Source organism: Diaphorobacter sp. JS3051 (genome assembly GCF_015832135.1).
In the GTDB taxonomy this organism is placed as follows: Bacteria; Pseudomonadota; Gammaproteobacteria; order Burkholderiales; family Burkholderiaceae_C; genus Diaphorobacter; species Diaphorobacter nitroreducens.
The window spans coordinates 3496269-3521464 of sequence record NZ_CP065406.1 but is presented as its reverse complement, the minus strand read 5'-3'; the positions used below and the strand labels follow the sequence as shown (position 1 = coordinate 3521464).

At 64.0% G+C, this 25196-nt stretch carries 27 protein-coding genes; 10 read left to right on the top strand and 17 right to left on the bottom strand.

Annotated features, from left to right (window positions below; all coding sequences use genetic code 11):
* Nucleotides 1–24: 24 nt before the first annotated feature.
* Genes I3K84_RS16720 through I3K84_RS16700 form a run of 5 tightly spaced genes read right to left on the bottom strand, consistent with a single transcriptional unit; the run spans nucleotide 25 to nucleotide 3828 of the window.
* A complete protein-coding gene (locus tag I3K84_RS16720) occupies nucleotides 25–2289 on the bottom strand; it encodes a methyl-accepting chemotaxis protein (protein ID WP_196995016.1) in 2265 nt (754 codons plus the stop codon).
* Nucleotides 2290–2310: 21 nt separating this feature from the next.
* A complete protein-coding gene (locus I3K84_RS16715; protein WP_047349731.1) occupies nucleotides 2311–2838 on the bottom strand; it encodes a chemotaxis protein CheW in 528 nt (175 codons plus the stop codon).
* A 16-nt stretch (nucleotides 2839–2854) separates the two neighbouring features.
* Entirely contained in the window at nucleotides 2855–3220 is a 366-nt protein-coding gene (locus I3K84_RS16710) for a PleD family two-component system response regulator (protein WP_011806674.1), read from the bottom strand.
* Nucleotides 3221–3231: 11 nt separating this feature from the next.
* Nucleotides 3232–3624 (bottom strand): PleD family two-component system response regulator, encoded by a 393-nt coding sequence (locus I3K84_RS16705; protein ID WP_011806675.1) that lies wholly within the window; start codon nucleotides 3622–3624, stop codon nucleotides 3232–3234.
* Nucleotides 3625–3675: 51 nt separating this feature from the next.
* Entirely contained in the window at nucleotides 3676–3828 is a 153-nt protein-coding gene (locus tag I3K84_RS16700) for a rubredoxin (protein ID WP_011806676.1), read from the bottom strand.
* Between the two features lie 115 nt (nucleotides 3829–3943).
* Between I3K84_RS16700 and I3K84_RS16695 the strand changes: the two genes are divergently transcribed.
* The 3 genes from I3K84_RS16695 to I3K84_RS16685 all read left to right on the top strand — a co-directional run bounded on the left by I3K84_RS16695 (nucleotide 3944) and on the right by I3K84_RS16685 (nucleotide 8119).
* Entirely contained in the window at nucleotides 3944–4888 is a 945-nt protein-coding gene (locus tag I3K84_RS16695; RefSeq protein ID WP_015914197.1) for a bifunctional hydroxymethylpyrimidine kinase/phosphomethylpyrimidine kinase, read from the top strand.
* Complete coding sequence (gene hemL, locus I3K84_RS16690; protein ID WP_196995015.1) at nucleotides 4872–6176, top strand: glutamate-1-semialdehyde 2,1-aminomutase; 1305 nt, start codon at nucleotides 4872–4874, stop codon at nucleotides 6174–6176. Before I3K84_RS16695 ends, hemL begins: the two co-directional genes overlap by 17 nt.
* Nucleotides 6177–6358: 182 nt before the next feature.
* Nucleotides 6359–8119, top strand: coding sequence for an alkaline phosphatase (locus I3K84_RS16685; protein ID WP_196995014.1), 1761 nt, complete (start codon nucleotides 6359–6361; stop codon nucleotides 8117–8119).
* A gap of 93 nt (nucleotides 8120–8212) precedes the next feature.
* Here the strand turns inward: I3K84_RS16685 and I3K84_RS16680 are convergent, their stop codons facing one another.
* The 4 genes from I3K84_RS16680 to dusB all read right to left on the bottom strand — a co-directional run bounded on the left by I3K84_RS16680 (nucleotide 8213) and on the right by dusB (nucleotide 11653).
* The gene (locus I3K84_RS16680; RefSeq protein ID WP_196995013.1) at nucleotides 8213–8674 is read right to left on the bottom strand and encodes a c-type cytochrome; all 462 of its coding nucleotides are present in this window, start codon (nucleotides 8672–8674) and stop codon (nucleotides 8213–8215) included.
* Nucleotides 8675–8693: 19 nt separating this feature from the next.
* Nucleotides 8694–10295: a bifunctional phosphoribosylaminoimidazolecarboxamide formyltransferase/IMP cyclohydrolase gene (gene purH / locus I3K84_RS16675; RefSeq protein ID WP_088888382.1), complete on the bottom strand. Its 1602-nt coding sequence runs from the start codon at nucleotides 10293–10295 to the stop codon at nucleotides 8694–8696.
* Between the two features lie 82 nt (nucleotides 10296–10377).
* Nucleotides 10378–10611: a Fis family transcriptional regulator gene (locus tag I3K84_RS16670; RefSeq protein ID WP_196995012.1), complete on the bottom strand. Its 234-nt coding sequence runs from the start codon at nucleotides 10609–10611 to the stop codon at nucleotides 10378–10380.
* The gene (gene dusB, locus I3K84_RS16665; RefSeq protein WP_196995011.1) at nucleotides 10592–11653 is read right to left on the bottom strand and encodes a tRNA dihydrouridine synthase DusB; all 1062 of its coding nucleotides are present in this window, start codon (nucleotides 11651–11653) and stop codon (nucleotides 10592–10594) included. The genes I3K84_RS16670 and dusB overlap by 20 nt, the downstream gene beginning before the upstream one ends.
* Nucleotides 11654–11822: 169 nt before the next feature.
* Between dusB and I3K84_RS16660 the strand changes: the two genes are divergently transcribed.
* The gene (locus I3K84_RS16660; protein ID WP_172209370.1) at nucleotides 11823–12356 is read left to right on the top strand and encodes a YqaA family protein; all 534 of its coding nucleotides are present in this window, start codon (nucleotides 11823–11825) and stop codon (nucleotides 12354–12356) included.
* Between the two features lie 336 nt (nucleotides 12357–12692).
* Here I3K84_RS16660 and I3K84_RS16655 read toward each other — a convergent pair whose 3' ends face one another.
* From I3K84_RS16655 to I3K84_RS16645, 3 genes are all read right to left on the bottom strand, one after another.
* Nucleotides 12693–13916 carry a type II toxin-antitoxin system HipA family toxin gene (locus I3K84_RS16655; RefSeq protein ID WP_041836094.1) on the bottom strand — a complete coding sequence of 408 codons (1224 nt, stop codon included), beginning with the start codon at nucleotides 13914–13916 and terminating at the stop codon, nucleotides 12693–12695.
* Nucleotides 13913–14224 carry a helix-turn-helix domain-containing protein gene (locus I3K84_RS16650; protein ID WP_011806686.1) on the bottom strand — a complete coding sequence of 104 codons (312 nt, stop codon included), beginning with the start codon at nucleotides 14222–14224 and terminating at the stop codon, nucleotides 13913–13915. The genes I3K84_RS16655 and I3K84_RS16650 overlap by 4 nt, the downstream gene beginning before the upstream one ends.
* 144 nt (nucleotides 14225–14368) lie before the next feature.
* Entirely contained in the window at nucleotides 14369–14608 is a 240-nt protein-coding gene (locus tag I3K84_RS16645; RefSeq protein ID WP_011806687.1) for a helix-turn-helix domain-containing protein, read from the bottom strand.
* A gap of 143 nt (nucleotides 14609–14751) precedes the next feature.
* Between I3K84_RS16645 and I3K84_RS16640 the strand changes: the two genes are divergently transcribed.
* The 5 genes from I3K84_RS16640 to I3K84_RS16620 are packed head-to-tail and all read left to right on the top strand — an operon-like array spanning nucleotide 14752 to nucleotide 17233.
* Complete coding sequence (locus tag I3K84_RS16640) at nucleotides 14752–15417, top strand: hypothetical protein (protein ID WP_011806688.1); 666 nt, start codon at nucleotides 14752–14754, stop codon at nucleotides 15415–15417.
* Nucleotides 15418–15434: 17 nt separating this feature from the next.
* The gene (locus tag I3K84_RS16635) at nucleotides 15435–16079 is read left to right on the top strand and encodes a hypothetical protein (protein ID WP_094226298.1); all 645 of its coding nucleotides are present in this window, start codon (nucleotides 15435–15437) and stop codon (nucleotides 16077–16079) included.
* Nucleotides 16076–16492: a hypothetical protein gene (locus I3K84_RS16630; RefSeq protein ID WP_041836095.1), complete on the top strand. Its 417-nt coding sequence runs from the start codon at nucleotides 16076–16078 to the stop codon at nucleotides 16490–16492. The genes I3K84_RS16635 and I3K84_RS16630 overlap by 4 nt, the downstream gene beginning before the upstream one ends.
* Nucleotides 16489–16965, top strand: a complete 477-nt coding sequence (locus tag I3K84_RS16625) for a putative molybdenum carrier protein (protein WP_011806692.1) — start codon at nucleotides 16489–16491, stop codon at nucleotides 16963–16965. The genes I3K84_RS16630 and I3K84_RS16625 overlap by 4 nt, the downstream gene beginning before the upstream one ends.
* On the top strand, nucleotides 16952–17233 hold the full coding sequence (locus I3K84_RS16620; RefSeq protein ID WP_011806693.1) for a hypothetical protein: 282 nt from the start codon (nucleotides 16952–16954) through the stop codon (nucleotides 17231–17233). The genes I3K84_RS16625 and I3K84_RS16620 overlap by 14 nt, the downstream gene beginning before the upstream one ends.
* On the opposite strand, the gene I3K84_RS16615 is transcribed toward I3K84_RS16620, so the two are convergent.
* The gene (locus I3K84_RS16615; RefSeq protein ID WP_011806694.1) at nucleotides 17214–18788 is read right to left on the bottom strand and encodes an AAA family ATPase; all 1575 of its coding nucleotides are present in this window, start codon (nucleotides 18786–18788) and stop codon (nucleotides 17214–17216) included. The genes I3K84_RS16620 and I3K84_RS16615 overlap by 20 nt on opposite strands.
* A 129-nt stretch (nucleotides 18789–18917) precedes the next feature.
* Here I3K84_RS16615 and I3K84_RS16610 point away from each other — a divergent pair, with 129 nt between their 5' ends.
* Complete coding sequence (locus I3K84_RS16610; protein WP_023446983.1) at nucleotides 18918–19628, top strand: hypothetical protein; 711 nt, start codon at nucleotides 18918–18920, stop codon at nucleotides 19626–19628.
* Here I3K84_RS16610 and I3K84_RS16605 read toward each other — a convergent pair.
* From I3K84_RS16605 to I3K84_RS16590, 4 genes are read right to left on the bottom strand one after another with little or no spacing between them, the layout of a single operon-like run.
* Complete coding sequence (locus tag I3K84_RS16605) at nucleotides 19614–20477, bottom strand: hypothetical protein (protein ID WP_011806695.1); 864 nt, start codon at nucleotides 20475–20477, stop codon at nucleotides 19614–19616. The genes I3K84_RS16610 and I3K84_RS16605 overlap by 15 nt on opposite strands.
* 2 nt (nucleotides 20478–20479) lie before the next feature.
* Nucleotides 20480–23233, bottom strand: coding sequence for a hypothetical protein (locus I3K84_RS16600; RefSeq protein ID WP_011806696.1), 2754 nt, complete (start codon nucleotides 23231–23233; stop codon nucleotides 20480–20482).
* Nucleotides 23233–23847 carry a hypothetical protein gene (locus tag I3K84_RS16595; RefSeq protein ID WP_011806697.1) on the bottom strand — a complete coding sequence of 205 codons (615 nt, stop codon included), beginning with the start codon at nucleotides 23845–23847 and terminating at the stop codon, nucleotides 23233–23235. The genes I3K84_RS16600 and I3K84_RS16595 overlap by 1 nt, the downstream gene beginning before the upstream one ends.
* Nucleotides 23844–25103, bottom strand: coding sequence for a hypothetical protein (locus I3K84_RS16590; protein WP_011806698.1), 1260 nt, complete (start codon nucleotides 25101–25103; stop codon nucleotides 23844–23846). Before I3K84_RS16590 ends, I3K84_RS16595 begins: the two co-directional genes overlap by 4 nt.
* Nucleotides 25104–25196 lie beyond the last annotated feature (93 nt).

Genomic DNA, 25196 nt, shown 5'->3' with positions numbered 1-25196 from the left:
GAGCAAGTTCGTTAATGGAAGACGTCAGGCAATCTTGAATCGCGCCACCGACTGGCGCAGTTCCTCGGCCACGTGAGACAGTTCACGCACCTGCTGCGCAGTCGTACGGGTACCTTCTCCGGTCTGCTCCGTCACCGCAAAAATATGCTGGATGTTGTCTGCCACGCCGTTGGCGAGGTCCGCTTCGCGGGAGGCTGACGATGAGATCTGCTCAATCAGCTCGGCCAGCCGCCGCGACACGCGGTCGATCTCCGAAAGCGCCGTTCCTGCGCTGTCCGATAGACGCGCTCCTTCCACCACGCCCTGGGTGGAACGCTCCATAGCGGCCACCGCGTCCTGGGTGTCGGTCTGAATGGCCTTCACGAGCGCCGAGATCTGGCGCGTGGCGTCTGCGGAGCGCTCCGCGAGACGCTGCACTTCTTCCGCCACCACCGAGAAGCCGCGACCGGCTTCACCGGCAGAGGCAGCCTGGATGGCCGCGTTCAGAGCCAGCACGTTGGTCTGCTCGGTAATGTCCGAGATCAGCTCGGTGATTTCGCCAATCTCCTGGGATGACTCGCCCAGGCGCTTGATGCGCTTGGACGTATCCTGGATCTGGTCGCGGATGGCGTTCATACCACCGATGGCGTTTTGCACGGCCTGCAGACCCTGGTCGGCGGCCTGCAGCGACTGGCGGGCCACCGAGGCGGATTCCTGCGCTTGCGAAGACACGTCGTTAATACGCCTTGCCATCTCGAGCACCGAACGGCCCGTTTCACGGATTTCTCGCAGCTGCTCGGTGGACGCTGCGAGCAGCTCCGTGGAGGTGTTGTCCACCATGGCCGTCGTCTGCGCCACCCGGGTTGCCGTCTTCTGCACGCTGCCCACCAGTTGGCGCAGTTCTTCCACCGTGTAGTTCACCGAGTCGGCGATGGCGCCCGTGATGTCCTCCGTCACGGTGGCTTCCTGCGTCAGGTCCCCTTCAGCGACCGATTGCAGTTCGTTCATCAGTCGCAGAATGGCCGCCTGGTTGGCGTCGTTGATGCGCTTGGCTTCCTGTTCCTGGCGCTTGGCATCACGCTGCTGTGCTTCGGCCGTGGCTTGGCGGCTGCGGCTGTCCAGCAGCTGCACGCGCGAAATACCCACGCCGCACAGCAGCACGAAGATACCGGCCACGGCGAGCGCAGCGAACTGGCCCGCACCCATGCCCGATTGTGCCGACAGCTTGCTTTGCAGGCCTTCCAGTTGACGGCGCAGCGGTTCGCTGTCTGCCAGGATGGCCGATTGCGCCTCACGTGCGGACACCAGACCCTGGAGGTTGCCCAGGATGGCGCCGGCTTGCGTACGCGTCTGCTCATACAGCTTGATGAGCGACTCCAGTTGCTCGCGGGTTTGGGCATCGCGGGTGGCAGCCAGGCGGAGGTCGGCGCTACCGTCCAGCATGCCCTGTGCGATTTCCTTGAAGGAGTTCAAGTCCTTGCCCAGCAGGAACACCGCCTCGGGGCTCACGCCCTCCGTCGTTTGGAACTCGTTAGCCGACTTGCCGATACGCTGGGTCAACATCACCAGCTGGCCTGCGGCAGAAATCTCGGAGGCCGGCGCATTTTGCTGAAGCTTCAGGGACGAGACCGTCTCCGCGATCTCCAGCAGGTCCGAGGACTGGCGGTTGATGGTACGCAGAGCGTCGCCCACCTGCGTCAGGATCTTTTGCTGACCCATCACCACGCCCGCGTTGCGCTCGGCACGCTCCACCAACGGCGTGATGGCATCCAGTTCGGGGCGGAAAGGCTCACCCAGTGCCTGCACATCCAGTTCGTTGTCGCCACCGTTGAGTGCGCGCACGTTGCGCGCCAGCACGCCCGAGCTCTCCACCACTTCGGGGAAGGCCTGGGGGCTGCCCACCAAGGCCTGCGACACGGACTTTGCAAGCCGCTGCGACTGCATCAGCGACTGGCCGGTCGCCGTCAGCTGCTGCGCCGAGCGGTTGGCTTGCTGCAGCACCCAGCCGGCAATCAAGGCGAGCACCACCAAGCCAACACCCAGCAGCATCAGCAGGCGGCGCTGGTGGACGGCAGTGGTTGCGCGGCCCAGCAGAGGCAGCGAGACCAAGTCTTCATCCGCAAACTCCCCTTCGGGATATTGCGCCGCATCGCCGGGATCGCCCTGCACGCTGGCCATGCCATCGGTCTGGTACGCATCGGCAAGCAGTCCGCCCGCCGGGTGCTGCGCCAAGTCAGCGGGGTTCAGCTCAGCATCCGGGTCGGCGGGCTTGCGGTTAAACAATTTTCCAAATGGATTGACGACGGACATGGTGCTGCCTTACAGAAATAATCAAGCGCTGATGCTGAGAAAAGCGGGATGCTGGGAAAGAGCGTGCAGGTTCAATTCCTGCCAACGCGTGCCCTGTGCATCAAGATAGGTGGTGCCGAAATAGGGGGGCGCATCGGCCTCCGGCGGCTCGGAGGCGACGAAGGCCTCCATTCCCCGCAGGCCGGACAGCCGGTCCACGAGCAAGGCGGCATTCACGTCCAGCGCACCATTGAAGGCCAGCAGGCTGGATTCTGCCAAGGCCTGCTCCGTGCGCATCTGCGCGGCGCCAAGGAGGCCCGCCAGATCCACCACGCCGGTGAGCGCGCCACGCAGGTTGGCCACGCCCAGGAACCACGGTTGGGTATACGGAACGGGCTGCACCCCGCCCCAGGAGAAGATCTCCCCCGATTGTCCAAGGGGGAGAAGGAAATAGCGTCCGGCAGACTCCACGGCCAACCAGGACGACACGGACACACCCTCGCCTCTGGCAGCCTGCAGCCGGGCGGCAAGTCGTGTCTGTAGCTCTTTCAGGGCTTCGCGGTTAGCCATGGGTATGCAGCCGGCCTCAGTTCAGCGCGTCGATCTTGGCCTGCAGTTCTGCAGGATCGACTGGCTTGGTGATGTAGCCGCGCGCGCCCTGGCGCATGCCCCACACGCGATCGGTTTCCTGGTTCTTGCTCGTGCACATGATGATGGGCACATCCGCATACTGCGGATCGCGGGTAATGGCACGGGTCAGCTGGAAACCGTTTTGGCCGGGCATGACCACGTCCATCAGGATCAGGTCCGGCTTTTCCTCGGCCAGACGGCGAAATGCCTCTTCGGCATTCTCGGCGGTACGCACTTGCATGCCCTTTTTCTGCAGCAAGTCGGTCAGAAACATCAACTCGGTCTTCGAGTCGTCCACGACCAAAACTTTCTGAATCGGCATTACAAAACTCCTTATTGGGCATTTCCAAATTGCTGCACAGCCTGCAGCAACTGGTCTTTGGTAAATGGTTTGGTCAGATATTCCTGGCAACCGACCATGCGGCCGCGCGCCTTATCGAAAACCCCGTCCTTGGATGAAAGCATTACCACGGGCGTATCAGCAAAATGCGCGTTGCGTTTGATGATGGCGCAGGTCTGATAACCATCCAGCTTGGGCATGAGGATGTCGCAGAAAATCAGCTGAGGCTGGTAATCATTGACTTTGGCCAAGGCATCGAAACCATCGTCGGCCAATAAAACCTCGTGCCCTCCCTGCTTGAGGAAAATTTCGGCGCTGCGCCGTATGGTATTGCTGTCGTCCACCACCAGGACACGGAAGGTGGGACCGGTCGTCGTCGTAGCCAATTTCTCACTGCTCCTGAGGAACGAAAAAACAACGCTGGCAGGAGCCGCGCCTCAAATCTCGACCATCTCGAAGTCTTCCTTGCGGGCGCCGCATTCGGGACAGGTCCAGTTCATGGGAACGTCTGCCCAGCGGGTGTTGGGGGCAATGCCGTGCTCGGGGCAGCCCGCAGCTTCGTCATATATCCAACCGCAAATCAAACACATCCAAGTTTTTGGGTCCGTCACAGCTTAAGGGGCCTTCACATACAATGCAACGATTGTATCTAGTCATCACTGCGGGATGCAGCTTTCGTGCCACCGGTTACGCTGGCACCCACCCATGCAATCGAATACCCCTTCAGCACCCGACAGCCCAAGCTTGACGGCGGATGACAGCGAATCCACCGCCCCCACCATCTGCGTGATGGTTTTCAATGCAAACGACCCCAGCGGCGCGGGAGGATTGGCGGCCGATATTTCGGCGGTGTCCTCGGTCGGGGGGCATGTCGCGCCGGTGGTGACCGGGACCTATGTGCGTGACAGCGCCGAGATATTCGACCATTACGCCTTCGAAGACGAGACGGTCGCCGAGCAGGCCCGTGCCGTGCTGGAAGACATGCCGCTGCACGCGATCAAGGTCGGCTTCGTGGGGAGCCCCGAGAACCTGAGCGCCATCTCCGAGATCGCCGCCGACTATGCGGACGTGCCCGTCATCGCCTTCATGCCGGACCTGTCGTGGTGGCAGGACGACCTCATCGACCAGTACCACGACGCCTTCCGCGAGCTGTTGCTGCCGCAGACATCGGTGTTGGTTGGAAACCACAGCACCCTGTGGCGCTGGCTGCTGCCGGACTGGGGCAGTGAGCGCCCACCCTCGGCACGCGACCTGGCCATGGCAGTCGCGGAGATAGGCGTGCCCTACCTATTGGTAACCGGCATTCCCGCGGCGGAGCGGCATATCGACAATGTGCTCGCCTCACCGCAGACGGTGCTGGGCAGCGGGCGCTTCGAACGCTTTGAAGTGACTTTCATCGGAGCGGGCGACACCCTGTCGGCCACCCTGGCGGCGCTCATTGCCACCGGCAGCGACCTGGGCGAGGCCACGAGCGAAGCGCTCACTTACCTGGACGGCTGCCTGCAGCACGGATTCCGCCCCGGCATGGGCCATGTGCTGCCCGACCGCATGTTCTGGGCGCAGCCCGACGATGAGGACACCGACGACGACGTATCTCCCTCCGCGGTCGTGGAGGGCTTCGATTTGCCACCCCATGACACACAACACTGACCTCAATCTCCCCCTTTTCGAACGCGCCAAGGCGCTCATCCCCGGCGGCGTGAATTCGCCGGTGCGCGCGTTCCGCGCCGTGGGCGGCACGCCCCGCTTCATCACGCGTGCCCAGGGCGCCTACATGTGGGACGCCAACGGCCAGCGCTTCATCGACTACATCGGCTCCTGGGGACCCATGATCCTGGGCCATGGCCACCCGGCCGTGCTGGAGGCCGTGCAGAAAGCGGCCCTGGAGGGCTTCAGCTTCGGCGCGCCGACCCAGCGTGAAGTGGAGCTGGCCGAGGAGATCATCCGCCACGTGCCTTCCATGGAGATGATCCGCCTGGTCAGCTCAGGCACCGAGGCCGGCATGAGCGCCATCCGCCTCGCGCGCGGCGCCACCCGGCGCAACAAGATTATCAAGTTCAACGGCTGCTACCACGGCCATGCCGACTCGCTGCTGGTGAAGGCCGGCTCGGGTCTGGCCACCTTCGGCCACGCCACCAGCGCCGGCGTGCCGCAAGAAGTGGTGCAGCACACCCTGGTGCTGGAATACAACGACGTGGCCCAGCTGGAGGAGGCCTTCACGCTGCACGGCCCCGACGTCGCCTGCGTGATCATGGAGCCCATCGCCGGCAACATGAACTTCGTGCGCGCCAGCGTGCCCTTCATGCGCCGCGCGCGCGAGCTGTGCACGCAGCACGGCGCGTTGCTGGTCATCGACGAGGTCATGACCGGCTTTCGCGTGGCGCTGGGCGGGGCGCAAAGCCTGTACGCCCAGGCCATCCCGGGCTTCAAGCCGGACATCACCGTGCTCGGCAAGGTCATCGGCGGCGGCATGCCGCTGGCGGCCTTCGGCGGCTCGCGCGCCGTGATGGAGCAGCTTGCGCCGCTGGGCCCGGTCTACCAGGCGGGCACGCTGTCGGGCAACCCGGTGGCCACGGCCTGCGGACTGGCCACGCTGCGCGAGATCGCCAAGCCCGGTTTCTACGACGCCCTGGGCGCTCGCACCCGCGCCCTGATCGACGGCCTCGCGGGCGCGGCCAGCGCTGCGGGTGTGCCTTTCTGCGGCGACACCCAGGGCGGCATGTTCGGCTTCTTCCTGCTGCCGCAACTGCCGCAGAACTACCCCGAGGTGCTCAACACCGACGGCATGCGCTTCAACACGCTGTTCCACGGCCTGCTGGAAGGCGGCGTCTACATTGCCCCGGCGCTCTACGAAGCCGGCTTTGTGAGTGCCGCCCACACCGAGCAGGACATCGCCGACACCGTGGCCGTGGCGCGCGACGTGCTCCAAAAGCTATAGTTTTCATAGCTTCCAGCGCTTGATGGGAGGGCGCTGGAGGCATAAAACGTGCTTACTCGCCCGCGACCATCCTTGCGGGTGACCGGCGGATGGGCGCACTGACGCGTGCGCGACGGTGGTTCATGAAACCGTCATCCCTTGCTGCGAGCCTTGGCGGGTTCATCACCTTTCACCCGCCCGCCATGCAGCGACACGACGATTCCAAGCCCCTCACCAACCTCCTGCAGGCTGCGCACGCCAGCACCCCGCCCGCCGCAGACGGCGGGCGCCGCCGTTTCGTGCGGCAGATCACGCTGGGCGCCGCCGCGCTGGGCACCCTGCCCCTGGCGGCCTGTGGCGGCGGCGACGATGACGCACCCGCCGTACAGTTCGCGCACGGCGTGGCCAGCGGCGACCCGCTGGCCGACCGCGTCATGCTCTGGACGCGCGTCACGCCGCCCGCCGACTTCAGCGCCGAGATCCCCGTGCAGTGGGAGGTGGCCAGCGACGCCGCCTTCGCCAGCATCGTGGCGCGCGGCGAGGTGCGCACCAGCGCCGCGCGCGACTACACGGTCAAGGTGGACGCCACGGGCCTGAAGCCCGCCACCGCCTACCACTACCGCTTCAAGGCTTTCGAGGCCACCTCGCCCACGGGACGCACCCGCACCCTGCCCACGGGCAGCGTGGCCCAGGTGAAGCTGGCCGTGTTCTCGTGCGCCAACTACCCAGCCGGCTACTTCAACGTGTACGCCGATGCCGCCCGGCGCGGCGACCTGGACGCCACCGTGCACCTGGGTGACTACCTCTACGAATACGGCCAGGGTGGCTACGCCTCGGGCAACGCGGCGGCGCTGAGCCGACTGTCCCAGCCGGCCAACGAGATCCTGAGCCTGGCCGACTACCGCACGCGCCATGCCCAGTACCGGACGGATGCCGACCTGCAGGCGCTGCACGCCGCCGCGCCCATGATCGCCGTATGGGACGACCACGAGATCGCCAACGACACCTGGATGAACGGCGCCGAAAACCACCAAGCCGCCGAAGGCAGCTTTGCCGCGCGCAAGGCCGTGGCGCTACAGGCGTACCACGAGTGGATGCCCACACGCAATGCGCAGCCGGACGTCATTTACCGCAGCTTCGCCTTCGGCAACCTGCTGGCGCTGCACATGCTGGACACGCGCGTGGTGGGACGCGATGCGCAGGTCGACTACGCCGCCTTCTTCAAGCCCGGCGGCTTCGACGCAGCGGGCTTCACCGCGGCCGTGGGCAATCCCGCGCGCCAGTTGCTGGGCACCGCGCAGACGCAATGGCTACAGCAGCAGATGGCCGCCTCCAGCGCTACCTGGCAGGTACTGGGCCAGCAGGTGCTGATGGGCCGCATGAACATCCCCGCGCCCATCCTCATGGAAACGCTGCAGCCGGGCAGCGGCGTGACGGTGTCGCGCTACGCGGCCATCGTCGCCAAGGCGCGCACGGCGCCCGCCACGCTCACGCCCGAGGAGCAAGCCATCCTGGCGCAGCCCTCCATCCCCTACAACCTGGATGCGTGGGACGGCTACCAGGCCGCCCGCGAGACGGTGCTGGGCATGGCCCGCGCCATGAACAAGAACCTGGTGGTGCTGGCGGGCGACACGCACAATGCCTGGGCCAGCGAGCTGAACGACATGAACGGCAACCCCGTGGGCGTGGAGTTCGCCACCTCGTCGGTGAGCTCGCCCGGCTTCGAGGAATACCTGCCCAATGAAAACCCGGCCACGCTGTCGGCGGCGCTGCTGCAGCTGGTGGAGCCGCTCAAGTACTGCGACACCGCGCGCCGCGGCTACATGGTGGTGACCGCCACGGCCACCGAATGCCGTGCGCAGTGGGTGTACGTGAACACCATCACCAGCCGCCAGTTCACCACCAGCGCCGAGACCACCTTGGCCGTACAGGCCGGCACGCCGGGCCGCCTGCTGAAGGTGTGAGCGGGACGGCGCAAGCGGTGCCGACGTCCGCGCGAGGGTTTACAGCGTTTTTTGGCTCTAACGCCCGTCCGATAAGCGCTAACAGCTATTGATTCAATAGCGCACCACCCCCTCGGCGGGCGGCAGCGCCAGCAGCCACTGCGCCATCTGCAGGGCCTGTGCCTCGGTGATCTGGGGATGGCGCGGCATCAGCGTGCGGCCCCATACGCCCACGCTGCCCTCGCGGATCCTGCCGGCCAGGTACGCGGCCGCATCACTGCGGCCGGCGTAGCGCAAGGCGATCTGGCGAAAGCCCGGGCCTACGGCGTGCCGCTCCAGGCCATGGCAACGCAGGCAATCCGATGCCTCGACCAGCGCGCGGCCCGCGGCCCGTTCCGGGTGCACCTGCTGGGCGGCGTCCAGCGCCTGGGCTGCGGGCCCCGGCTGCAGGATGCGCCAGCCCACGTTGAGCACGCCCAGCACCACCAGCACCATGAACACCACCAGCGCCCAGCCCAGCCAGCGGGGCCGGGGCAGCGGTGTGTCGTCGTGCAGCGGGTCTGGGTCCACCGGCATGCGGCGTGGTCAGCGCGTGTCAGTGACGGAAGTGGCGCACGCCCGTGAAGACCATGGCCACGCCGCGCTCGTTGGCCGCGTCGATGACCTCCTGGTCGCGCATGGAGCCGCCGGGCTGAGCCACGCAGGTCGCGCCCGCGTCGACCACCACGTCCAGCCCATCGCGGAACGGGAAGAAGGCGTCGCTGGCCACCACGGTGTTCTGCAGGGACAGGCCCGCGGCCTGCGCCTTGATGCTGGCGATGCGCGCCGAATCCAGCCGGCTCATCTGGCCCGCACCCACGCCCATGGTCATGCCGCCCTTCACGAACACGATGGCGTTGCTCTTGACGTACTTGGCCACCTTCCAGGCGAACAGCAGGTCCTGCATCTCTTCCTGCGTGGGCTGCTTGAGGGTCACCACCTTCACATCGGGCAGTTGCAGCTCATGGTTGTCGGCCGTCTGCAGCAGCAGGCCCGAGCCCACGCGCTTGGCGTCCATCAGGTTGCGGCCCTGCTCCCACGCCGTGGCACCGCCGGAGGCAGGCAACGCGATCTTCATCAGGCGCACGTTGGCCTTGGCCTTGAACACCTCCAGCGCCTCGGGCGTGAAGTCGGGCGCCATCAGCACTTCGACGAACTGCTTGGCGATCTGCTGCGCGGCCGCGCCGTCCACGGGGCGGTTCAGCGCGATGATGCCGCCGAAGGCGCTCGTCGGGTCGGTCTGGAAGGCCTTGCTGTAGGCCTCCAGCGCGCTCGTGCCCACGGCCACGCCGCAGGGGTTGGCATGCTTGACGATCACGCAGGCCGGCAGCTTGAAGCTCTTGACGCATTCCCAGGCCGCGTCGGCGTCGGCGATGTTGTTGTATGAGAGTTCCTTGCCCTGCAGCTGCACGCCGGTGACGATGGAGCCGGGCGCGGGGTGCAGGTCGCGGTACAGCGCGGCCTGCTGGTGGCTGTTCTCGCCGTAGCGCAGGTCCTGGATCTTGGTGAAGATGCCGTTGCTCTGGCCGGGGAACAGCGCGCGTTCGGGCACGTAGCTCTCGGACAGCTTGGCCTCGTCGAACTGGATGGACGACAGGTAGTCGCTGATGGCGCCGTCGTACTGCGCGATGCGGTTGAACGCCGCCACCGACAGCGCGAAGCGCAGCTTGTCGGACAGCTTGCCCGCGGCCTTCAACTCGCCCAGCACCGCGTCGTACTGGTCGGCCGAGGTGACCACGCCCACGTCCTTCCAGTTCTTGGCGGCGCTGCGCACCATGGCGGGGCCGCCGATGTCGATGTTCTCGATGGCGTCGGCCAGCGTGCAGCCGGCCTTGGCCACCGTGGCCTCGAACGGGTAGAGGTTGACCACCAGCAGGTCGATGGTGTCGATGCCGTGCTCCTTCAGCGCCGCCATGTGCGCAGGCAGCTCGCGGCGCGCCAGCAGGCCGCCATGCACCTTGGGGTGCAGCGTCTTCACGCGGCCGTCCAGCATCTCGGGGAACTGCGTGACCTCGGCCACCTCGGTGACGGGCAGGCCGCTCTCGGCCAGCAGCTTGGCGGTGCCGCCGGTGGACAGCAGGCGGATGCCCAGCGCATGCAGCGCCTGGGCAAATTCGACGATGCCGGTCTTGTCGGAGACGGAAAGGAGTGCGTTCATGGGGGACTCGTGATGGTTTTGATGAAATCGGGCTGTAGCGCTTGATGGGCAAGCGCCACCAGCTATTCTTTTAGAAGCAACATCAGAGCAGCTTGTGCTCCACCAGCTTCTTGCGCAGCGTGTTGCGGTTCAGCCCCAGCCATTCGGCGGCGCGGGACTGGTTGTTGTCGGCGTGGCTCATCACCACCTCCAGCAGCGGCTTTTCCACCAGGCGCATGACCATGTCGTACACGCCGTCGGGCGTCTCGCCGCCCAGGTCGCGAAAGTAGCCCTGCAGGCTCTCGCGCACGCATTGTTCAATGTTGTTCCGGCTCATGCTCTGTTTCCCTCACGGGCGGGACCGCGTCGGCGCCGTCGTGTGCGGACGGCAGCCGGTCCATCTGCGCGCCCAGCGCGCTGAAGAAATCGGCCACCGCCTGCCACTGCGCCGCGCAGTCCTCGATGGTGTTGATGTGTTGTCGCAGTGCCTCGCCGCCCGGCAGCGCGCGCACATACCAGGCGATGTGCTTGCGCGCGCTGCGCACGCCGCTGGCCTCGCCGTACAGGCCGTAGTGGTCCTGCAGGTGCTCCAGCAGCAGGCGGCGCACCTCGGCCACCAGCGGCGGCGCGAGGTGCTCGCCAGTGGCGAGGTAGTGGCCGATCTCGCGGAAGATCCACGGCCGGCCCTGGGCCGCGCGCCCGATCATGACCGCGTCGGCGCCTGTGGCGGCCAGCACCGCCCGGGCTTTCTCGGGCGACGTGATGTCGCCATTGGCCACCACGGGCACGCGCACCGCGGCCTTCACGGCAGCGATGGTGTCGTACTCCGCCTGGCCCTTGTACCCCTGCTCGCGCGTGCGGCCGTGCACCGTGAGCATCTGGATGCCCACGTCTTCGAAGCGGCGCGCCAGCACCACGGCGTTCTTGTGCTGCTGGCACCAGCCGGTGCGCATCTTCAGCGTGACGGGCACGCCGCGCGGTGCGCAGGCGGCTACCACGGCCTCGGCGATCTCCACGGCCAGGGCTTCGTTCTGCATCAGGGCGGAGCCCGCCCACTTGTTGCAGACCTTCTTGGCAGGGCAGCCCATGTTGATGTCGATGATCTGTGCGCCGCGGTCGATGTTGTAGAGCGCGGCCTCGGCCATCATGGCCGCGTCGGTGCCGGCGATCTGCACCGCGATCGGGCCGGGCTCGCCCTCGTGGTTGGCGCGGCGGCTGGTCTTGAGGCTGTTCCACAGGTCCTTGCGCGAGGTCACCATCTCGCTCACCGCATAGCCCGCGCCCAGCCGCTTGCACAGCTGGCGAAACGGCCGGTCCGTCACGCCCGCCATGGGGGCGACGAACAGGCGGTTGGCCAAGGGAATGGGGCCGATCTGCATGGACGGTACGGGCGGGCTGGGGGTGTGTGGGCGAAGGGGCGGATTCTACCTGCCCAAAATTTCAGCAACCGAAAAGCCAGCACTGCGATTGCGCATGTTGCGCCCGCGGGTGGCGACGCAGCCAGCGCACCGCTGCCCCTACACTTGCAGCCCTGCTATGGAAATCTGGATGCACCAACTGCTGGACCTGCTGGCTCTGCCCCAATTCGGCCTGAGCACGGTGTTCATCGTGGCCTTCATCTCCGCCACGCTGCTGCCCGTGGGCTCGGAGCCGGCGGTGTTCGGCCTGGTCAAGCTGAACCCCGAACTGCTCTGGCCCGCGATCCTGGTGGCTACGGCCGGCAACACGCTGGGCGGCGCGGTCAGCTGGTGGATGGGCCTGGGCGCGCACCGCGCCTGGGACGCCGCTCGCCGGCACCGCCACGCGGGCCATGCGCAGCCCCCCGCCAAGCCCGCCCGCGAACTGAGCCGCACCGAACGGCGCGCCCGCGTGTGGCTGCGCCGCTGGGGGCCCAAGACCTGCCTGCTGAGCTGGCTGCCCGTGGTGGGCGACCCGCTGTGCGCCGTGGCCGGCTGGCTGCGCATGCCGTTCTGGCCCTGCCTGGTCTACATGGCGATTGGCAAGTTCTTCCGCTATGCCAGCATGACGGCCGGCCTGCTGTACCTGGTGCCGGGCGACTGGGTACGCTGGCTGCATCCCTGATCGCACGGCATACGGGCGCGCCACTGGCACCCGGCCCCGGGGGTCACGCGAGGGGACGCACGGCGCGCCACAGCTTCAGCAAGTGCGGCAGCGCGGGTGCTGGCTCCCCACGCATGCACACCAGGCACCGCGGACTTTCCTGGGCCTTTGTGCCCGTCAAGCGGGCGCTGCCAGCCGAAGTGCGGGTCAGACGTTGAACAGCGATTGTGACTGCAAGTCATTGAATGAACAGTTCACCATGCTGCTCCATTAAAAAAACATACTCATGTTTGTACTCAAGAAACTCAGCATTGAGTACGTTCAACCGTGATCTGGCGCCGTTGCGCCGGCTCGGATTCAGCTTTCCAGACGCCGGCGACAGGCATCAATACTGGATTTTATCTGTTGCGCCAGCATCTGCCTGATCGGCGCACGCTCCAACCGCTCACCCAATGAGCTTGCCTGCAGCAACATCCGTTCGATGACCTCTTCCGCCCGTTTCCTTGGGACGCCACCTTCCTCCGCCAGACGCAATAAATGCCGGCGTTCGATGGCAGCACCTTCGCCGCAAACGTCCAGGTGATGCTGGCCCATCGGGCCTTCGCTGAAGGTCAGGTCGAATGCCGGAGCCAGACGCCAGCGCCGGTCAGGCCCGAGACGCCACGCGAAATTCTTGGGATGGTCGTCACGGTTGTGGAAAAGCACATTGAAGACGGCTCGTGCGTAGGCTTTCTCCACTTCGCGCTCGTCGCGCGTCAGGAAACGGGTAGCCCGCAGGAAGGCGGTATAGTCGGTGGCACCGGGCAGGCGAAAATCCACTTGCAACAATCCAGCCAGACTGTGCACCGGGACGCGTTGCCCTCCCTCCCGGTCGAAGCGCGCGACGCCGAAGGCGGCCAGTTCGGGGCCAAGGTCGAACCAACGACTTTCGGGCACATCCAGTCCGCAGTCCCGAGCCAACTCGGCATAGAGCTGCTCGATGACGCAAACCTCTTTGTGTTCGTTCTGCGCCGGGAACTTGACCAGCCAGGGACTGCCGGGCGCATCCGGACGGGTGCTGACTTGCCCGGTCATTGCGTCGTACTGCACCAAGGCCTTGGGGCGAGCCCCTTGCGGTGAGCCGCCGGTGAGCGCGAGCTCGCGCAGGGCTGCCCCCGCCTCGCCCGCGAGCGCGAGACGGCTTTGCTCGGCCAGCGCCAGCAAGGACCAGTCGGGCTCGTGGGCGCCGGCGTCGCTTGCCGGAACGAAGCGCAACGCGCCCATCGCGCGCTCACCAATGAAGGCCAGCCGGTCCAGTGGCCCGGGATGGCGCAAGCCGTGTTGACGGAACAACCGATCCATCAGCAGCAAACCCCAGCCGTCAGGCAGACTATCGGCGATCAGGCCCGGAAGGCGATGCAAATGGATCGGAAAACCTCCGTAGGCATCCGCACGCAGCTTGAGGTGCAAGGGCGACAGTTCCAAGCCTTGAGACAAGGCCTCGGGAGAATATTCGAAGAGCAGGGATTGACCGTCATCGGCCAAGCGTCCCAACGGCCAGTCTTCTCCCCAGCCGCAATAATGTACGGTAAGCAGCTTCATGATGTTTTCTTACGCGGCGCACGCTGGCGGCGGCTCACAAGGTCCACCTGCTCCATCTGGGCGATGGATTGCCGTTTGAGTACAAAGAGATCGTCCAGCGCCTCCAGCAAGCCAAGTGCCTGCGCGACACGGACCAGCGTTTCCAGCGAGCACTGACCGTCGCTTTCGAGTTTGCGCAACGCCCCCAAGGACAGTCCGGCCATTTGCGCCAGTTCACGCTGCGTAAGCGATTGGGCAAGCCGCTGCTCGCGCAGACGAACACCCAGCGCGTGCAGGATCTCAGCGGGAGTCGAGAGATGAAAAGTCACTTTTATGACCCTTAACGCGTAAGAAATTGCGTAAGTACCATTTTAGTGGACTTTACTTATTCTTGAAAGCAGATGGCTGCGATAGCTGCCGCGAGCGACTAGGCAGTGACCATCGTAACGTTACGATACCGTAGCGCTACGATGTTACGGTGCAGGCTCCTGTCCAGCCGCCGGCGCCTCCAGCAGTACTGAAGGCTCCACCCCCAGCGCCTCGGCCAGCTTGAAGATGTTGAGCAATGCGATGTTGCGCTGACCACGCTCAACCCCACCCAAATAGCTACGGGCCAAGCCACTTTCCAGTGCCAGGCGTTCTTGCGACCACCCTCTGGTCTTTCTGATTTCTATCAGCTTCAGGCCGAAGCGTAGTCGGGGATCAAGGGCCATATTTTTCTCTTCTTAAAGAGAAATGACTCTATGAGTACCCCCTCTATAGGGCTACGCCCGATAAGTACCCGTACTATAAGTGACAATTGAATGCATGCGCCATAAAATGACCTCTATGAGTAACAAAATGGAGGGAATGACGTATGGCAAGCGTCTGGAAGTCTGCGGGGATGGGAGTGGCGGCGGGGCTGGCAGTTCCGGTGGCGGGAATAGCTGGGCTGATGGCGGCGGTGTTTGTGCTCATCATCGTGCAGGCTGGGCTATCCAACATGGGGCCAGCTGGCTCTCTGTGGGGGAGGCCAAGTTGGTGGACCTTGATGACCAGCGAATGGGCGCTGTATCTACTGATTTCGCTGGCGATCTTCACGCTGTCCTTCCGCTTTCTGGCACGTCTGCAGGCCCGCTGCCAGGCCCTTGTCGCCAAGCTCAACGCCCAGCAGGGGCTGTCATTCGATGCTGGACATCTCCTGGGTTATCCCGCGCCGGCATTCCTTGTTTTTGACTCCCGGAATCGCAAGATCGCGGCCTGCGATGTGGTCAATGAGGCATACAAACTGCACGACTTCTCCTGGCTGCTCGGCTGGCAGATGACCTGGCGCGAGGTCGAGAGCATGGAGATGAACGGCGGTAGCCGTCAGGTCAACGCCAGCGGCATGAGCGTGCCGACCTTCGAGCGCACGGTGCGCGCGAAAGACTTCGCCATCGAGCTGCAAACCGCCGATCCGCAACGACCAGTGCTCAGTTTCCCCATGAGCCGCCGGGCGGCGGAAACCTGGTGTGCCCGGCTCAATGCCCTCTTCAACGGATAACCTCGCGAGGAACTGCGATGAAACACTACCGGAGCTTGTTGCTTCTGCCGTTCGTGCTGACAGGCTGTGCCACCACCGACATGCAGGGGGCGCTGGATTCCCTGAACGGACTGGGACAATCCATTGGAACCAGTCTGTCGCAAGCGGCTACGCCCGCAAGCGCAGCAAGCCGCAACAGTTTGTTGGGCACTCCGCTGCATAACGCCCTGCGCCAGAATCTGTCTACCGACGGTCGCGCCCCGGAGTGGCCCAAGGTGGTGATCAGCAATCTGCAAATTCCGGCCGATCAGATGACGCTGACCCGTAGCCTCACGCTCAAAGCCAGTGATTGCATTCGCTTTGACGCCGTGCTCTGGCACGATGCCAAGCGCTCCGAGCGCTTCAGCAATCTGTCGCTTTGCGCACCGGAGTTGCCGAAACAGTCGAACAACTTCGTGCTGACCTGGAAGAGCTTTTCCATCACTGGCAAAACCAGTGGCCAGGTTCGCAGTGACGGGCCAACCCCACCGTACAGCAAGCTGCCCAGCGACCCGGCGATGGAACGCTGGCTGATAAATCAGTTCGGCCTTTACTATGTTGGTTCGTTGCTGACGCTGGTCGGCTATGACCCCAACTTCACGGTCGATGACCGCCGCTTCTGGATCAGGAACATCAAGGGATGAAAGCGTTTCTACTGGCAGCCATGCCGGTGGTGCTGATGGATGGCACTGCCCCAGACCTCAACCACTGGTTGCGAATCGAGCCAGCCATCGTCGCCGCCGTGGAATGCCGTCAAGCCTTGCCGTTGCACGTACTGGAGGGCATTGCGCCCAATGCTCCCGGCAGTTGGTCGCTGACACCGGCACGCAGCTTCACAGTGTTCGGGTTGCCGGTGACGCGTATCGAGCTGTTCATCGACCCGGATGGTGAATTGGGTGCGAGCTATACCGCAGTGATCGAAAAGCGCAGCTTGGAACAGGTGCGCAAGCAACTGAAGCTTGCCAGCCAGCGCGGGCGCATCGGCCAGCTCTCGGCAGATCAGCCCAGCGCAGAGGTTCAAGTGACTTGCACGGTCGCCGCAACGGAGCAAGGGTGAGCATTCAGCGCATCCTCTCCGGCGGCCAGACCGGCGTAGACCGGGCGGCGCTGGATTTCGCCATTGCCCGGCAGATTCCGCACGGCGGTTGGTGCCCGGCAGGCCGACGGGCCGCTGATGGCGTACTGGATGCTCGCTACCAGTTGCTGGAGACCGAATCCAGCGGCTACCGCCAGCGCACCAAACGCAATGTGCTGGACTCTGATGCCACACTGATCCTTTACCGGGGCAGGCTCGAAGGCGGCAGCCTGCTCACTCGCGATCTGGCGGCGGGACACGGCAAGCCGCTGCTGCTGTGCGATTTGCATGACCCTACAGAAGATCTGTTGACGGCATGGCAAGGCTGGTTGCTTAGCCATCCCATCGCTATTCTCAACATTGCTGGCCCGAGTGAAGCGCGCAACCCCGGTATTTACCTGCAGGCGAGTGCGCTACTGGAACTTTTCTGGAGTACGGAACATGAGCCGATCTGATGCCCGCTGCGCGACACCTTATATCTACTCGGGTGAGCTGCAAATCCGTCCCGAAGTGGATGCCGCGCTGGCTGCGCTGAAAGACAAACCCTACACCGCCATCCCCAGTTGGAAAAACGACGGAACCTGGGAGCTATGGACAGTGGAAGGCGACGGCGAAACCGAGCCCTGCATCATCAGCGGCCCATCGACAACCTATGCCAGCGAGGCCGATGCGCTGGCCGCCGGTGCGGCCTGGATCGCCAACCTCAATTCCATCCCTCGCTGACAAAGCCAACGCCACGGCGGCTGATCTCCACCAGCGGCCTGATGTCTTGCACCTGGACGACTCCTCGGTCATCACGAGCTGCCGAACCCAAGGCCCGCTGCAGAACCAGACGCACACTGCGCGGCGGCAAGGCTTGCAGACGGGACAGGACATCATCATCCAGCCTCTCGGCAAAGGCCGTGCCCCAGCTCGACTCGTCGCGGAGTCGGTTGTAAATCGACTGCGCGATGCTTCTGACCTGCTCCGGCTTGGGTGGTTGAATGTGCAACACCGTCAGCCGTGAGCGTAGCGGCCCCGGAATCGCCTCCAGCTCATTCGCGGTCGCCATCCAATTGACATGACTGGCGTCAATGGCAAAGTCGCGGATCGACAGGTCGATGAAATCCCGCGCACTGCGCGGTTCCAGCAAGGTATAGAGTGCTGCCAGCGGATCGTATTGCGGTCTGCCGTTACTGGCCTTGTCCAGTTCATCGAGTACCACCACCGGGTTGGCCAGTGGCTGGTAGGCCAACAGCTCAAAGAGCTGGCCTGGCTCGGAATTGCTCCAGAACGATTCGGAACCTGCGAGCGGCGAACTCGATTGCGTGCTCGCCATATCGAAGACCCGAAACGGCAGCACGAGCTGATCGGCCAGCCAGCGTGCCGCCTCGGTTTTACCAATGCCCGCCGGGCCGACCAGCAACACGGCAGGCCAGGACACGCGGCCATCGCCCAGACTGGACAAGGCGAAGTGATCACGCAGCAGCTCGGCCAGTTCATGGAAGTTTGGGAAAGCCTGCGCGAACTCATCCAGCAGGGCTTTCCAGTCCGGGGGTAGCAGGCCCAGTTGGCGGCTACCATGGCCCGCCCGCTTGATCCGCTCTGCCATCGCCTGTGCGCGCTTGAACTTGTCGTCGCCTTTTGGTCGGTGGCGATCCACGAACGCCTCCAGCCCGGCTTCATCGAGAAAGACGATGCTCGGCGCTGGCTCTGATTTGGCCGCTTCTGTCGACTGTTCCTGAACCTGCTCCGGTTCGGCTTCACTCAAGACCGGCTCATTTTCAGCTGCCACGGCGGCACGTGCATCCTCGCTCGTTACCTTGCCCAAGTCGCGCACCACCTGCTGCACACCTTGTTCGACGATGAGCTGGCGGCTGCGGCGCACTTCTTCGGCAAACAATCCTTGGATGCCGTCGTGTTGCGGACAGCGTTGCGGACGGATGCCATCCCCGACAACCTGCGCACCGCAAACCGGGCATTGTTGCTGCGAAAGATGCTTGGTCTGGGCAATCAAATCGAGCACGGCCGCTGCACGTTCGCTGTGGCGTCGCGGCGGCTGGTAATGGATGGCCAGGCGATCCCGGTTGCAGCTCACTGACAGTGAGCCCTTGCGTGCGAGCACTGTGGGCGGCAGCAGGTATTCCAGCTGAGCAAACAGATGTGCCACCACGGCCAGATGCCCTGGCGCGGGTTCGACGATCTGCCGGGCAAGCCAGGGATGCTGCGCCTTGAGTGCAGCAATGGCTGCTTCGTATTCCCGCAGGCGCAACGGACGGGCTTGCTTTGGCTTACGCATGATGGCCTCTCAAATAGCCTAACTATAAATTACTATAACAGTGGTTTGCGCGAATCACCAAACTCCGCACGCTCGTCTTGTCGGTCAATAAGTCTTATAGTGATTTACAGTGAATTCACAGAGCCCGACATGCCAAGCATTGCCAACGAACAATTGCCAGGCTTTGCCGCCGCCTTGATACGACTGCGCGGGGAAACGCTGGGGCGGATCGCCGAAGCCACCGGCATCCGTACTGCCAACCTCTCGGTCTGGCTGCGTGGCAAGGAACAGGTGATCTCCGCCAAACGTTTGATCGGCCTGCTGCACCACCTCGGTGTGGAAGGCGGCCGCCTGCGTACCGACGTGTTGCACCAGTGGCAGGATCGCGGGGCACTGGATGACAGCAGGCTCGTACTAAGCCTGTTGCAGACCAACAACCAGCCGGTGTGGTTGTTTCAGGATGAGCAGCCGGGGCTTATCAAGACGCGCTTTCTGTTGGCTGGCGATGTGCTGATCCGCATGAAGATCGAGCCGGGCGTCGATCAGGCCCTTGATCTGGCGACAGTCGCCAGGGTGGATCGTGTCATCACTACGCCTACGGCATTGGCCGGGGTGCCAATCGACTCGTTGGCATCTGCGCGCAACGTCCTCTTGGCACTAGCGGAGCAGACCGCAGCGGACGTGGGTGACGAAGAGCTGCTGGAAGGGCTGATGTTCCGTCTGACCGAAACATTAGGCAGTAATGTCTCTTCAGCGCAGGGCTGGCAACAACTGGAGCTGGCGCTGAGGCGGTCCCTAGAGGCTGGCCTGGCCCCAGGTGACATTGCGAGCTTACTCAAAGGGCATCTACAGAACAGATAGCCAGACCGCTTCTTGTTCGAGCGCCCGTCCGGATTGGCGCATTTGTTCGGTTAACGGGCCCAGATAATCAGGTAACTGCGGAACAGCACTGGTGAACTCCCGAAACGTATCCTGCCATAGCCGCTGGCTGCCATAACGTGCCAGCTTGCCTTGCCAGTCGGGCATCAGCCAGCATTCGCAGGCGTCGCCAAGCTGTGTGTAAAGTCGCGCGAAGTTTGCCAGTCCCACACCGTCATAATCTGGGAACAGTACGACACGGCTGGCACGCGGGTGCTGCGCTAACCAGCCGACGAGTCGGCCATCAAGCTGTCCACCGTAGTACAACAGAGTCCCCTGGGTTCCGCCCGGCAGCCAATCTGTGCGGTCAAACAGTGCTTGGTTCTCCACCAGCCAGAGCGGCTGCCCGCTTTGCCAGGTGTCGCCAGTTTCAATGCGCAGGCTGGTAGCCCCGAAGTGGTGCGTGAGCTGGCTGAGTGGCAGTTCGCTCCCGTGTTCGCCTTGCCGCCAGAGAACCTTTTCGCCAACGGCCTTGAGCAAGGGGTAGTAGCACTCATGCTGATGATTGCGCGCTTTGCTGTCGCGCGCGTGGGCGATGTGTTGCGCCCGCAGCGGCAGGTCGTCCGTGGCCAGCATCCCGACCTGGGGGGAGAGTGCGCTCAGATGGATATCGAATAGTCGCGGATCGCTGACACGGTAAACATCCCCGCGCCCCTGACGCTGGCAGATTACCGCTCCTGTCTGCCGGGCAAAGCGATCCAGAGCGCTGCGCTGAGCGGCGGTGAAATGGCTGGCCGGCAGGGTTTGTTGGCCATGCAGCTTGAGCAAGGCTGTGCGCAGGGTTCGATCCATACTCAGGCATCCAGCGGTTCGATGATCTGCCAGCTATGGCGGCTGATCTGGTTGCTGCCGTTGCGCGTGTGAATCGGCACGCAGTAGCGCACGGTCGTCAGCGGCGCGGGCGAGGCAAAAATCAACGAGAAGCCGAACTCCGCCGCCGTGTCGATCAGGCTGCGCTGATTGCGGGCGTCCAGGGCCAGTGCCTCGTCCAGATAGCAGATGCCCTGGATAGGGCGACGCTGATCCTGCATCAAATGCAGCATCGCCAGCCCCGTCACCAGTTTGGCCATCAGCACGGTGCCATTGGAGGCGGCACTGTCGAGGTCATCGAAGGCTTCCGGCTCGCGATCTGCCTTGCCGACCCAGAAGCGCAGGCGAAACAGGTCGGCCACACGCAGGCCATGGCGGGCGTTGCCCTCTTCGATCAGCAGGGTCTTGGCGCGATTGAGCTGCTCGTCGTCAAGGACGCTCTGCTGGTTGAACAGTTCGAAGGTTTCGCCACTGTCCACAGTGGCGGCGGTACTGATCAGCAGTTCGATGGCTTCGACCAGAATGGTTTCGTCTTCGGGTTCGATCTTGAACACTGCCAGATCGGAAAGTTGCCGGCCGCTGATCTTGCGGTTGAACTCGCGCATCCGGCGCTTGAAAGCAAACAGGCCGTCGCGCAGTTCGCGCAGGCAGGCTGCCACATTCACCACCGCCGAGCGTACTTTCTTTTCCAGGGCTTCGGCTTCCTGCGGCAGGTGATGGGCGAATTCAACGAGACGAACAATCTCGCTTTCCGGTTCGCCGACAAACTGATACTTGGTCAATCCGGCGGTATGGATTTCACCCAGCAGATGGCGAATCTGCTCATCCAGCTCCAGCAACTGGCGGCAGTCTGCCTGATAGGTCTGCAGGCGCTCGGCCAGCTGTTCCAGCGCGAACTCGGGCTGGGCCAACCAAGGGCTGTGCGGCAGGTCGGCCAGCCAGGTGAAGGGGCCTTCGTGGTCGATGCGCTGATGACGGCGTTGCTCGATCTGCCGGTGTTGCTGCTGCAAGGCCGCCAAATCCTGCTGCCGCTGCTGCCGCTGCTGATCCAATGCGCGGTGCCGCTCTGCCGACTGCGCCAGACTGGCGCTGAGGTCGGCGAGCTTTTGCGCCAGTGTCTGCAACCGCTCCTCGCGCTCGGCCTCGCTTTGCTGCAAGTCCTGCATGTGCGTGTAGTCCCGCAACTCGGCATCCAGTTCGGCTAGTTGCTGCTCCAGCGCTTGGCGTTGCTGTTTGACGTTTTCCAGAGCCAGGGCGGTGGCCAGTTGTTCTTGCAGCTGAGCCTGCTGTTGCTGCAACTCCTGCTGCAATTCGCTCAGTTCCGCCAGGGTCCGTTGCTGATACTGTGCCGGCAGGGCTTCCAGCCGCAGTTGCAGGCCAGGCAAATTGAATTGCCCGGCATTCGCATCGACCAAGGCCGCAAGCAGGGCCTTGCCATCAAGGCGGAAATCCTCGCTGCCCAGGGTCAGTACCGGCTTGGCCAGCAGCTTGTTCAGCGCGTTGAGTTGTTCCGCAGATACGACACCAGCCAGTTGCTGATAGAGGTTCTGCCCTTGGGTGCGCAACTCCTGCGCCAGCTGCGCGGATTCCCGTTCGATCCGGGCCAGCTCGCGCTCGATGGCCGCAGGCGTGCGGCTCTGGGCCTGGCCGATCCTTACCACCAGCGCATCCCGTTGTTCCTGCAACTCGCGGCGGCGCGCCTCCAGCAGGGCGCGGTCGGGGATCAGGGCAAAACGCTGCTGCAACGCGCGCAACTGTTCGCTGTGCTGGCGAAGCTGTTGTTGTTCCTGCTCGCATTGGTTCTGCTCGCGTGCGGACTGGATATCCTGTTCGCGCAGGCGCTGCAGCGCCACATCACACTGTTCCAGTTCATCCTGCAAGGCTTGCTGGCGGGACTCGTAATGCTGTTGCCACTGACCCAGTGCCGTGTCAATCAAGGGGCGCCAGCACAGCAATTTGCCGCGCAACACCAAGCGGGCCTCCTGCTTCTGTTCCAGTTCGCTCAGAGTGGCTTGCAGCCGCACGGCGGCCAGGTACTGACTGCGTTCGGCGTTGAGGTCGGCAAACGCCTTGTCCCATTCGGCCTTGAAGTCGATGCTGGCATCCGGCAGATCGCGGCGGAAAATCTGCAGCAGATAGTCCTTTACCTCGCTGGAGCGCAGTTTGTCCAAGCGCAGTGTGCGGGTCAGCACCCGCTGAAAAACGCTGGCATCGCTGGCATGCTCCAGCCGGAAAACGCAGAAGTCCTGCTGACTGGCGAGCTTGCGGCTGCGCCCGCCATACACCATGTCGGCAAATTCGCTGCTGCTGTAGCTGAACACCCGGCGCCCAAAGCTCGCCAGATGGCTGGCTAGTTGCGGTTGTGCCACCAAGGTGCCATCCGGCAGGCAGAACTCCTCGACCTTCAGCGGCCCGGCATAGGCGAAATACTCGTACTCGAAGCTTACCCCTTTGCCCACGCAGCCCAGCACTACGGTGCCGGACTCCGGCAGCGACACCTCCAGCAGCACATAGGCGCTGTTGTTGGGGAAATAGAAGCGCCGGCTCTTATCCACATCGTGCGCACCAAAATCCATACGGCGGCGGTCGATGATCAGCAGGAACTGCAGGGCATTGATCAGGCTGGTTTTGCCGGTATTGTTGGGCGCCACCAGAGAGACCGCACCATCGAGCGGCAGCTCGGCGCGCGAGTAGCCGGCACTCCCCAGCAGGACCAGACGTTGGAAGCCGTACTGCATCAGGTGTTCTCCTCGTCGTCTGGTGCATCCGCAGCCCAGTCATCCTCCGTTGGCACGCTCGGCTCGTCGCCATCGGTCTTGGCCGTCAACGCCAGGCTCTCGAAATGATCGAGGTAACGGCATACAGCGGGCAGCAGTCGCCAGCCCGCTGGCTCTGCCATGGCAAAGCCCAGGTTGCAGGCGCGGCCCAGCAGCTCCACCAGGGCGTCGGGGTTGAGGCCCTCGGCATCCAGCAGGTCTTGCTGTTGCTTGTAGACCTCGACCAGCCAGGCGCTGTCGATCAGCCAATCGGTAAAGCGCTGCAGGGCCTTGCCGGCGTTGGCCTGGGCATCGAAGATCACCATGAACAGCAAGGCCAGCTGGCGGCTGATCTTGCCAATGTTGCTGTTGGCGTCGCTGTTGTGAAACCAGGCAAAGCCCCTGGCATCCAGGCGCAGCTCGAACCCCAGCGCGGCAAACAAGCCGACATAGCTGGCCTCGTGCTGCTCCAGCTCCGCCCACAGCGTGGGCTCGGCCATTCGATTCAGGTGTTTGCCGGAGAGAAACAAGCGGAACAGCTCGGCCAATGCCGGCATCTGTGACAGCGCGGCTGCCAGAGCATGTGGGATCGTCATTGCGGGATACTCACGCGGTGAGGGTGATGCAGGACGCGAATCGTCTGCAGCGTGGTTTTTTCAGGCTGGCTGGCGGCCTCGAACTGCCAGCCGGGCTCATGTTGCAGGTCATGAAACAGGCGCAGCAGGGTGGCATCCTGCAGATGGGCGTAATGGCGGTGCAGCCAATCGAGCAGATTTTCCACCGGCAGGCTGCGGGCCAGATGCGCGCGAATGGCAGTCTCGTCCACCTGCTCCAGCAACGGAGCGTCATCGCCGGGTTCATCCTGCGGAAAGGCCACCGCCTGCGGCTGGTATTGGCGCGCGGCTGCCATGACTGCCCGCACCTCATCGCCCAATTGCAATTTGAAACCACGCTCATTGCGCCAGACGGGGAGTGCGGTCTCATCCGCCGGGCGCGATAGTGCGCGACGCAGGCCGCGTTTGCGCACCTGCCCCAACAGCAAGCTGATGGCACTGGTCAGGGCGTTGTGCTGACGCAGCTCTTCGCGCAAGGGCAGCAGTGTATCGGCGCACTGTTGCGCAACCAGCCGGCCAAAGCGCCGCAGCTCCTTGGCCTGGTGCGCTACCTGACGCAACTGCAGGCGATGCGAGTAGAGCGCACCCTGTACCGACAATTGCTCCAGGCTCAAGTCGAGCGCACGCTCCGCTTCTTCCAGATAGCGATAGAAGGTGCCCTGCGAGCCGCTGTCCATCATCTGGTTCATCGGCTCCACATAATGATCGTAGGCTTCCAGCACCTCGCGGTAGCGCTGGCTGATCGGCATGCTGCTGTCGGCGCTTTTGGCGTTTTCCGCCAGTTCAAAGAGCGCGTGCCGGTCCTGATCGAGCTGCAGGCTGATCTGGCGGAAGAGTTCTGCCAGCTTGTTGGCGGCTCCGCGCACGCGATCCATGTCGGCCCCGAGCATCCCTTCATTGAGTGCTTCGGTGGCTTCACGGATGGCCGCAACACGCGCCTGCAGTACGGCAGCCAGGCCCAGCTCATGTTCACGGGTGAGGCCGCGCACGAACTCCAGCACATAGGCATTGAGCTGCAGATCGCTGCTGCGCGGCAAGGTTTGCAGGATGTCCGCATTGACCAAGGCACGTAGCACCGCGCCCTGCGTTTCGGCATCCCGTTGCCCGGATACCTTGGCAATGCCGTTCAACACCTGATCGCTGGTCAGCACGGCAAACTCGCGCGACAGCCGCACCAAAAGCTCCACGGTGTCCCAATGGGTGTAAAGCGCGTAGACCAGCGAGCGAGGGTTGGCCATGTCAGTTCAGTCTCCCACCACCGAGCAGGCATGCCCTGTGCGGCATGCTCTCACCCGCCAGCCGCACAGGGCGGCAACCCGGCGCATGGCCGC

Bases quoted from the DNA above. Each gene is read 5' to 3' on its own strand.
- I3K84_RS16720 (WP_196995016.1), bottom strand. From the start codon at position 2,289: ATGTCCGTCGTCAATCCATTTGGAAAATTGTTTAACCGCAAGCCCGCC.
- I3K84_RS16715 (WP_047349731.1), bottom strand. From the start codon at position 2,838: ATGGCTAACCGCGAAGCCCTGAAAGAGCTACAGACACGACTTGCCGCC.
- I3K84_RS16710 (WP_011806674.1), bottom strand. From the start codon at position 3,220: ATGCCGATTCAGAAAGTTTTGGTCGTGGACGACTCGAAGACCGAGTTG.
- I3K84_RS16700 (WP_011806676.1), bottom strand. From the start codon at position 3,828: ATGTGTTTGATTTGCGGTTGGATATATGACGAAGCTGCGGGCTGCCCC.
- I3K84_RS16695 (WP_015914197.1), top strand. From the start codon at position 3,944: ATGCAATCGAATACCCCTTCAGCACCCGACAGCCCAAGCTTGACGGCG.
- hemL (WP_196995015.1), top strand. From the start codon at position 4,872: ATGACACACAACACTGACCTCAATCTCCCCCTTTTCGAACGCGCCAAG.
- I3K84_RS16685 (WP_196995014.1), top strand. From the start codon at position 6,359: ATGCAGCGACACGACGATTCCAAGCCCCTCACCAACCTCCTGCAGGCT.
- I3K84_RS16680 (WP_196995013.1), bottom strand. From the start codon at position 8,674: ATGCCGGTGGACCCAGACCCGCTGCACGACGACACACCGCTGCCCCGG.
- purH (WP_088888382.1), bottom strand. From the start codon at position 10,295: ATGAACGCACTCCTTTCCGTCTCCGACAAGACCGGCATCGTCGAATTT.
- I3K84_RS16670 (WP_196995012.1), bottom strand. From the start codon at position 10,611: ATGAGCCGGAACAACATTGAACAATGCGTGCGCGAGAGCCTGCAGGGC.
- dusB (WP_196995011.1), bottom strand. From the start codon at position 11,653: ATGCAGATCGGCCCCATTCCCTTGGCCAACCGCCTGTTCGTCGCCCCC.
- I3K84_RS16660 (WP_172209370.1), top strand. From the start codon at position 11,823: ATGCACCAACTGCTGGACCTGCTGGCTCTGCCCCAATTCGGCCTGAGC.
- I3K84_RS16655 (WP_041836094.1), bottom strand. From the start codon at position 13,916: ATGAAGCTGCTTACCGTACATTATTGCGGCTGGGGAGAAGACTGGCCG.
- I3K84_RS16645 (WP_011806687.1), bottom strand. From the start codon at position 14,608: ATGGCCCTTGATCCCCGACTACGCTTCGGCCTGAAGCTGATAGAAATC.
- I3K84_RS16640 (WP_011806688.1), top strand. From the start codon at position 14,752: ATGGCAAGCGTCTGGAAGTCTGCGGGGATGGGAGTGGCGGCGGGGCTG.
- I3K84_RS16635 (WP_094226298.1), top strand. From the start codon at position 15,435: ATGAAACACTACCGGAGCTTGTTGCTTCTGCCGTTCGTGCTGACAGGC.
- I3K84_RS16630 (WP_041836095.1), top strand. From the start codon at position 16,076: ATGAAAGCGTTTCTACTGGCAGCCATGCCGGTGGTGCTGATGGATGGC.
- I3K84_RS16620 (WP_011806693.1), top strand. From the start codon at position 16,952: ATGAGCCGATCTGATGCCCGCTGCGCGACACCTTATATCTACTCGGGT.
- I3K84_RS16615 (WP_011806694.1), bottom strand. From the start codon at position 18,788: ATGCGTAAGCCAAAGCAAGCCCGTCCGTTGCGCCTGCGGGAATACGAA.
- I3K84_RS16610 (WP_023446983.1), top strand. From the start codon at position 18,918: ATGCCAAGCATTGCCAACGAACAATTGCCAGGCTTTGCCGCCGCCTTG.
- I3K84_RS16605 (WP_011806695.1), bottom strand. From the start codon at position 20,477: ATGGATCGAACCCTGCGCACAGCCTTGCTCAAGCTGCATGGCCAACAA.
- I3K84_RS16600 (WP_011806696.1), bottom strand. From the start codon at position 23,233: ATGCAGTACGGCTTCCAACGTCTGGTCCTGCTGGGGAGTGCCGGCTAC.
- I3K84_RS16595 (WP_011806697.1), bottom strand. From the start codon at position 23,847: ATGACGATCCCACATGCTCTGGCAGCCGCGCTGTCACAGATGCCGGCA.
- I3K84_RS16590 (WP_011806698.1), bottom strand. From the start codon at position 25,103: ATGGCCAACCCTCGCTCGCTGGTCTACGCGCTTTACACCCATTGGGAC.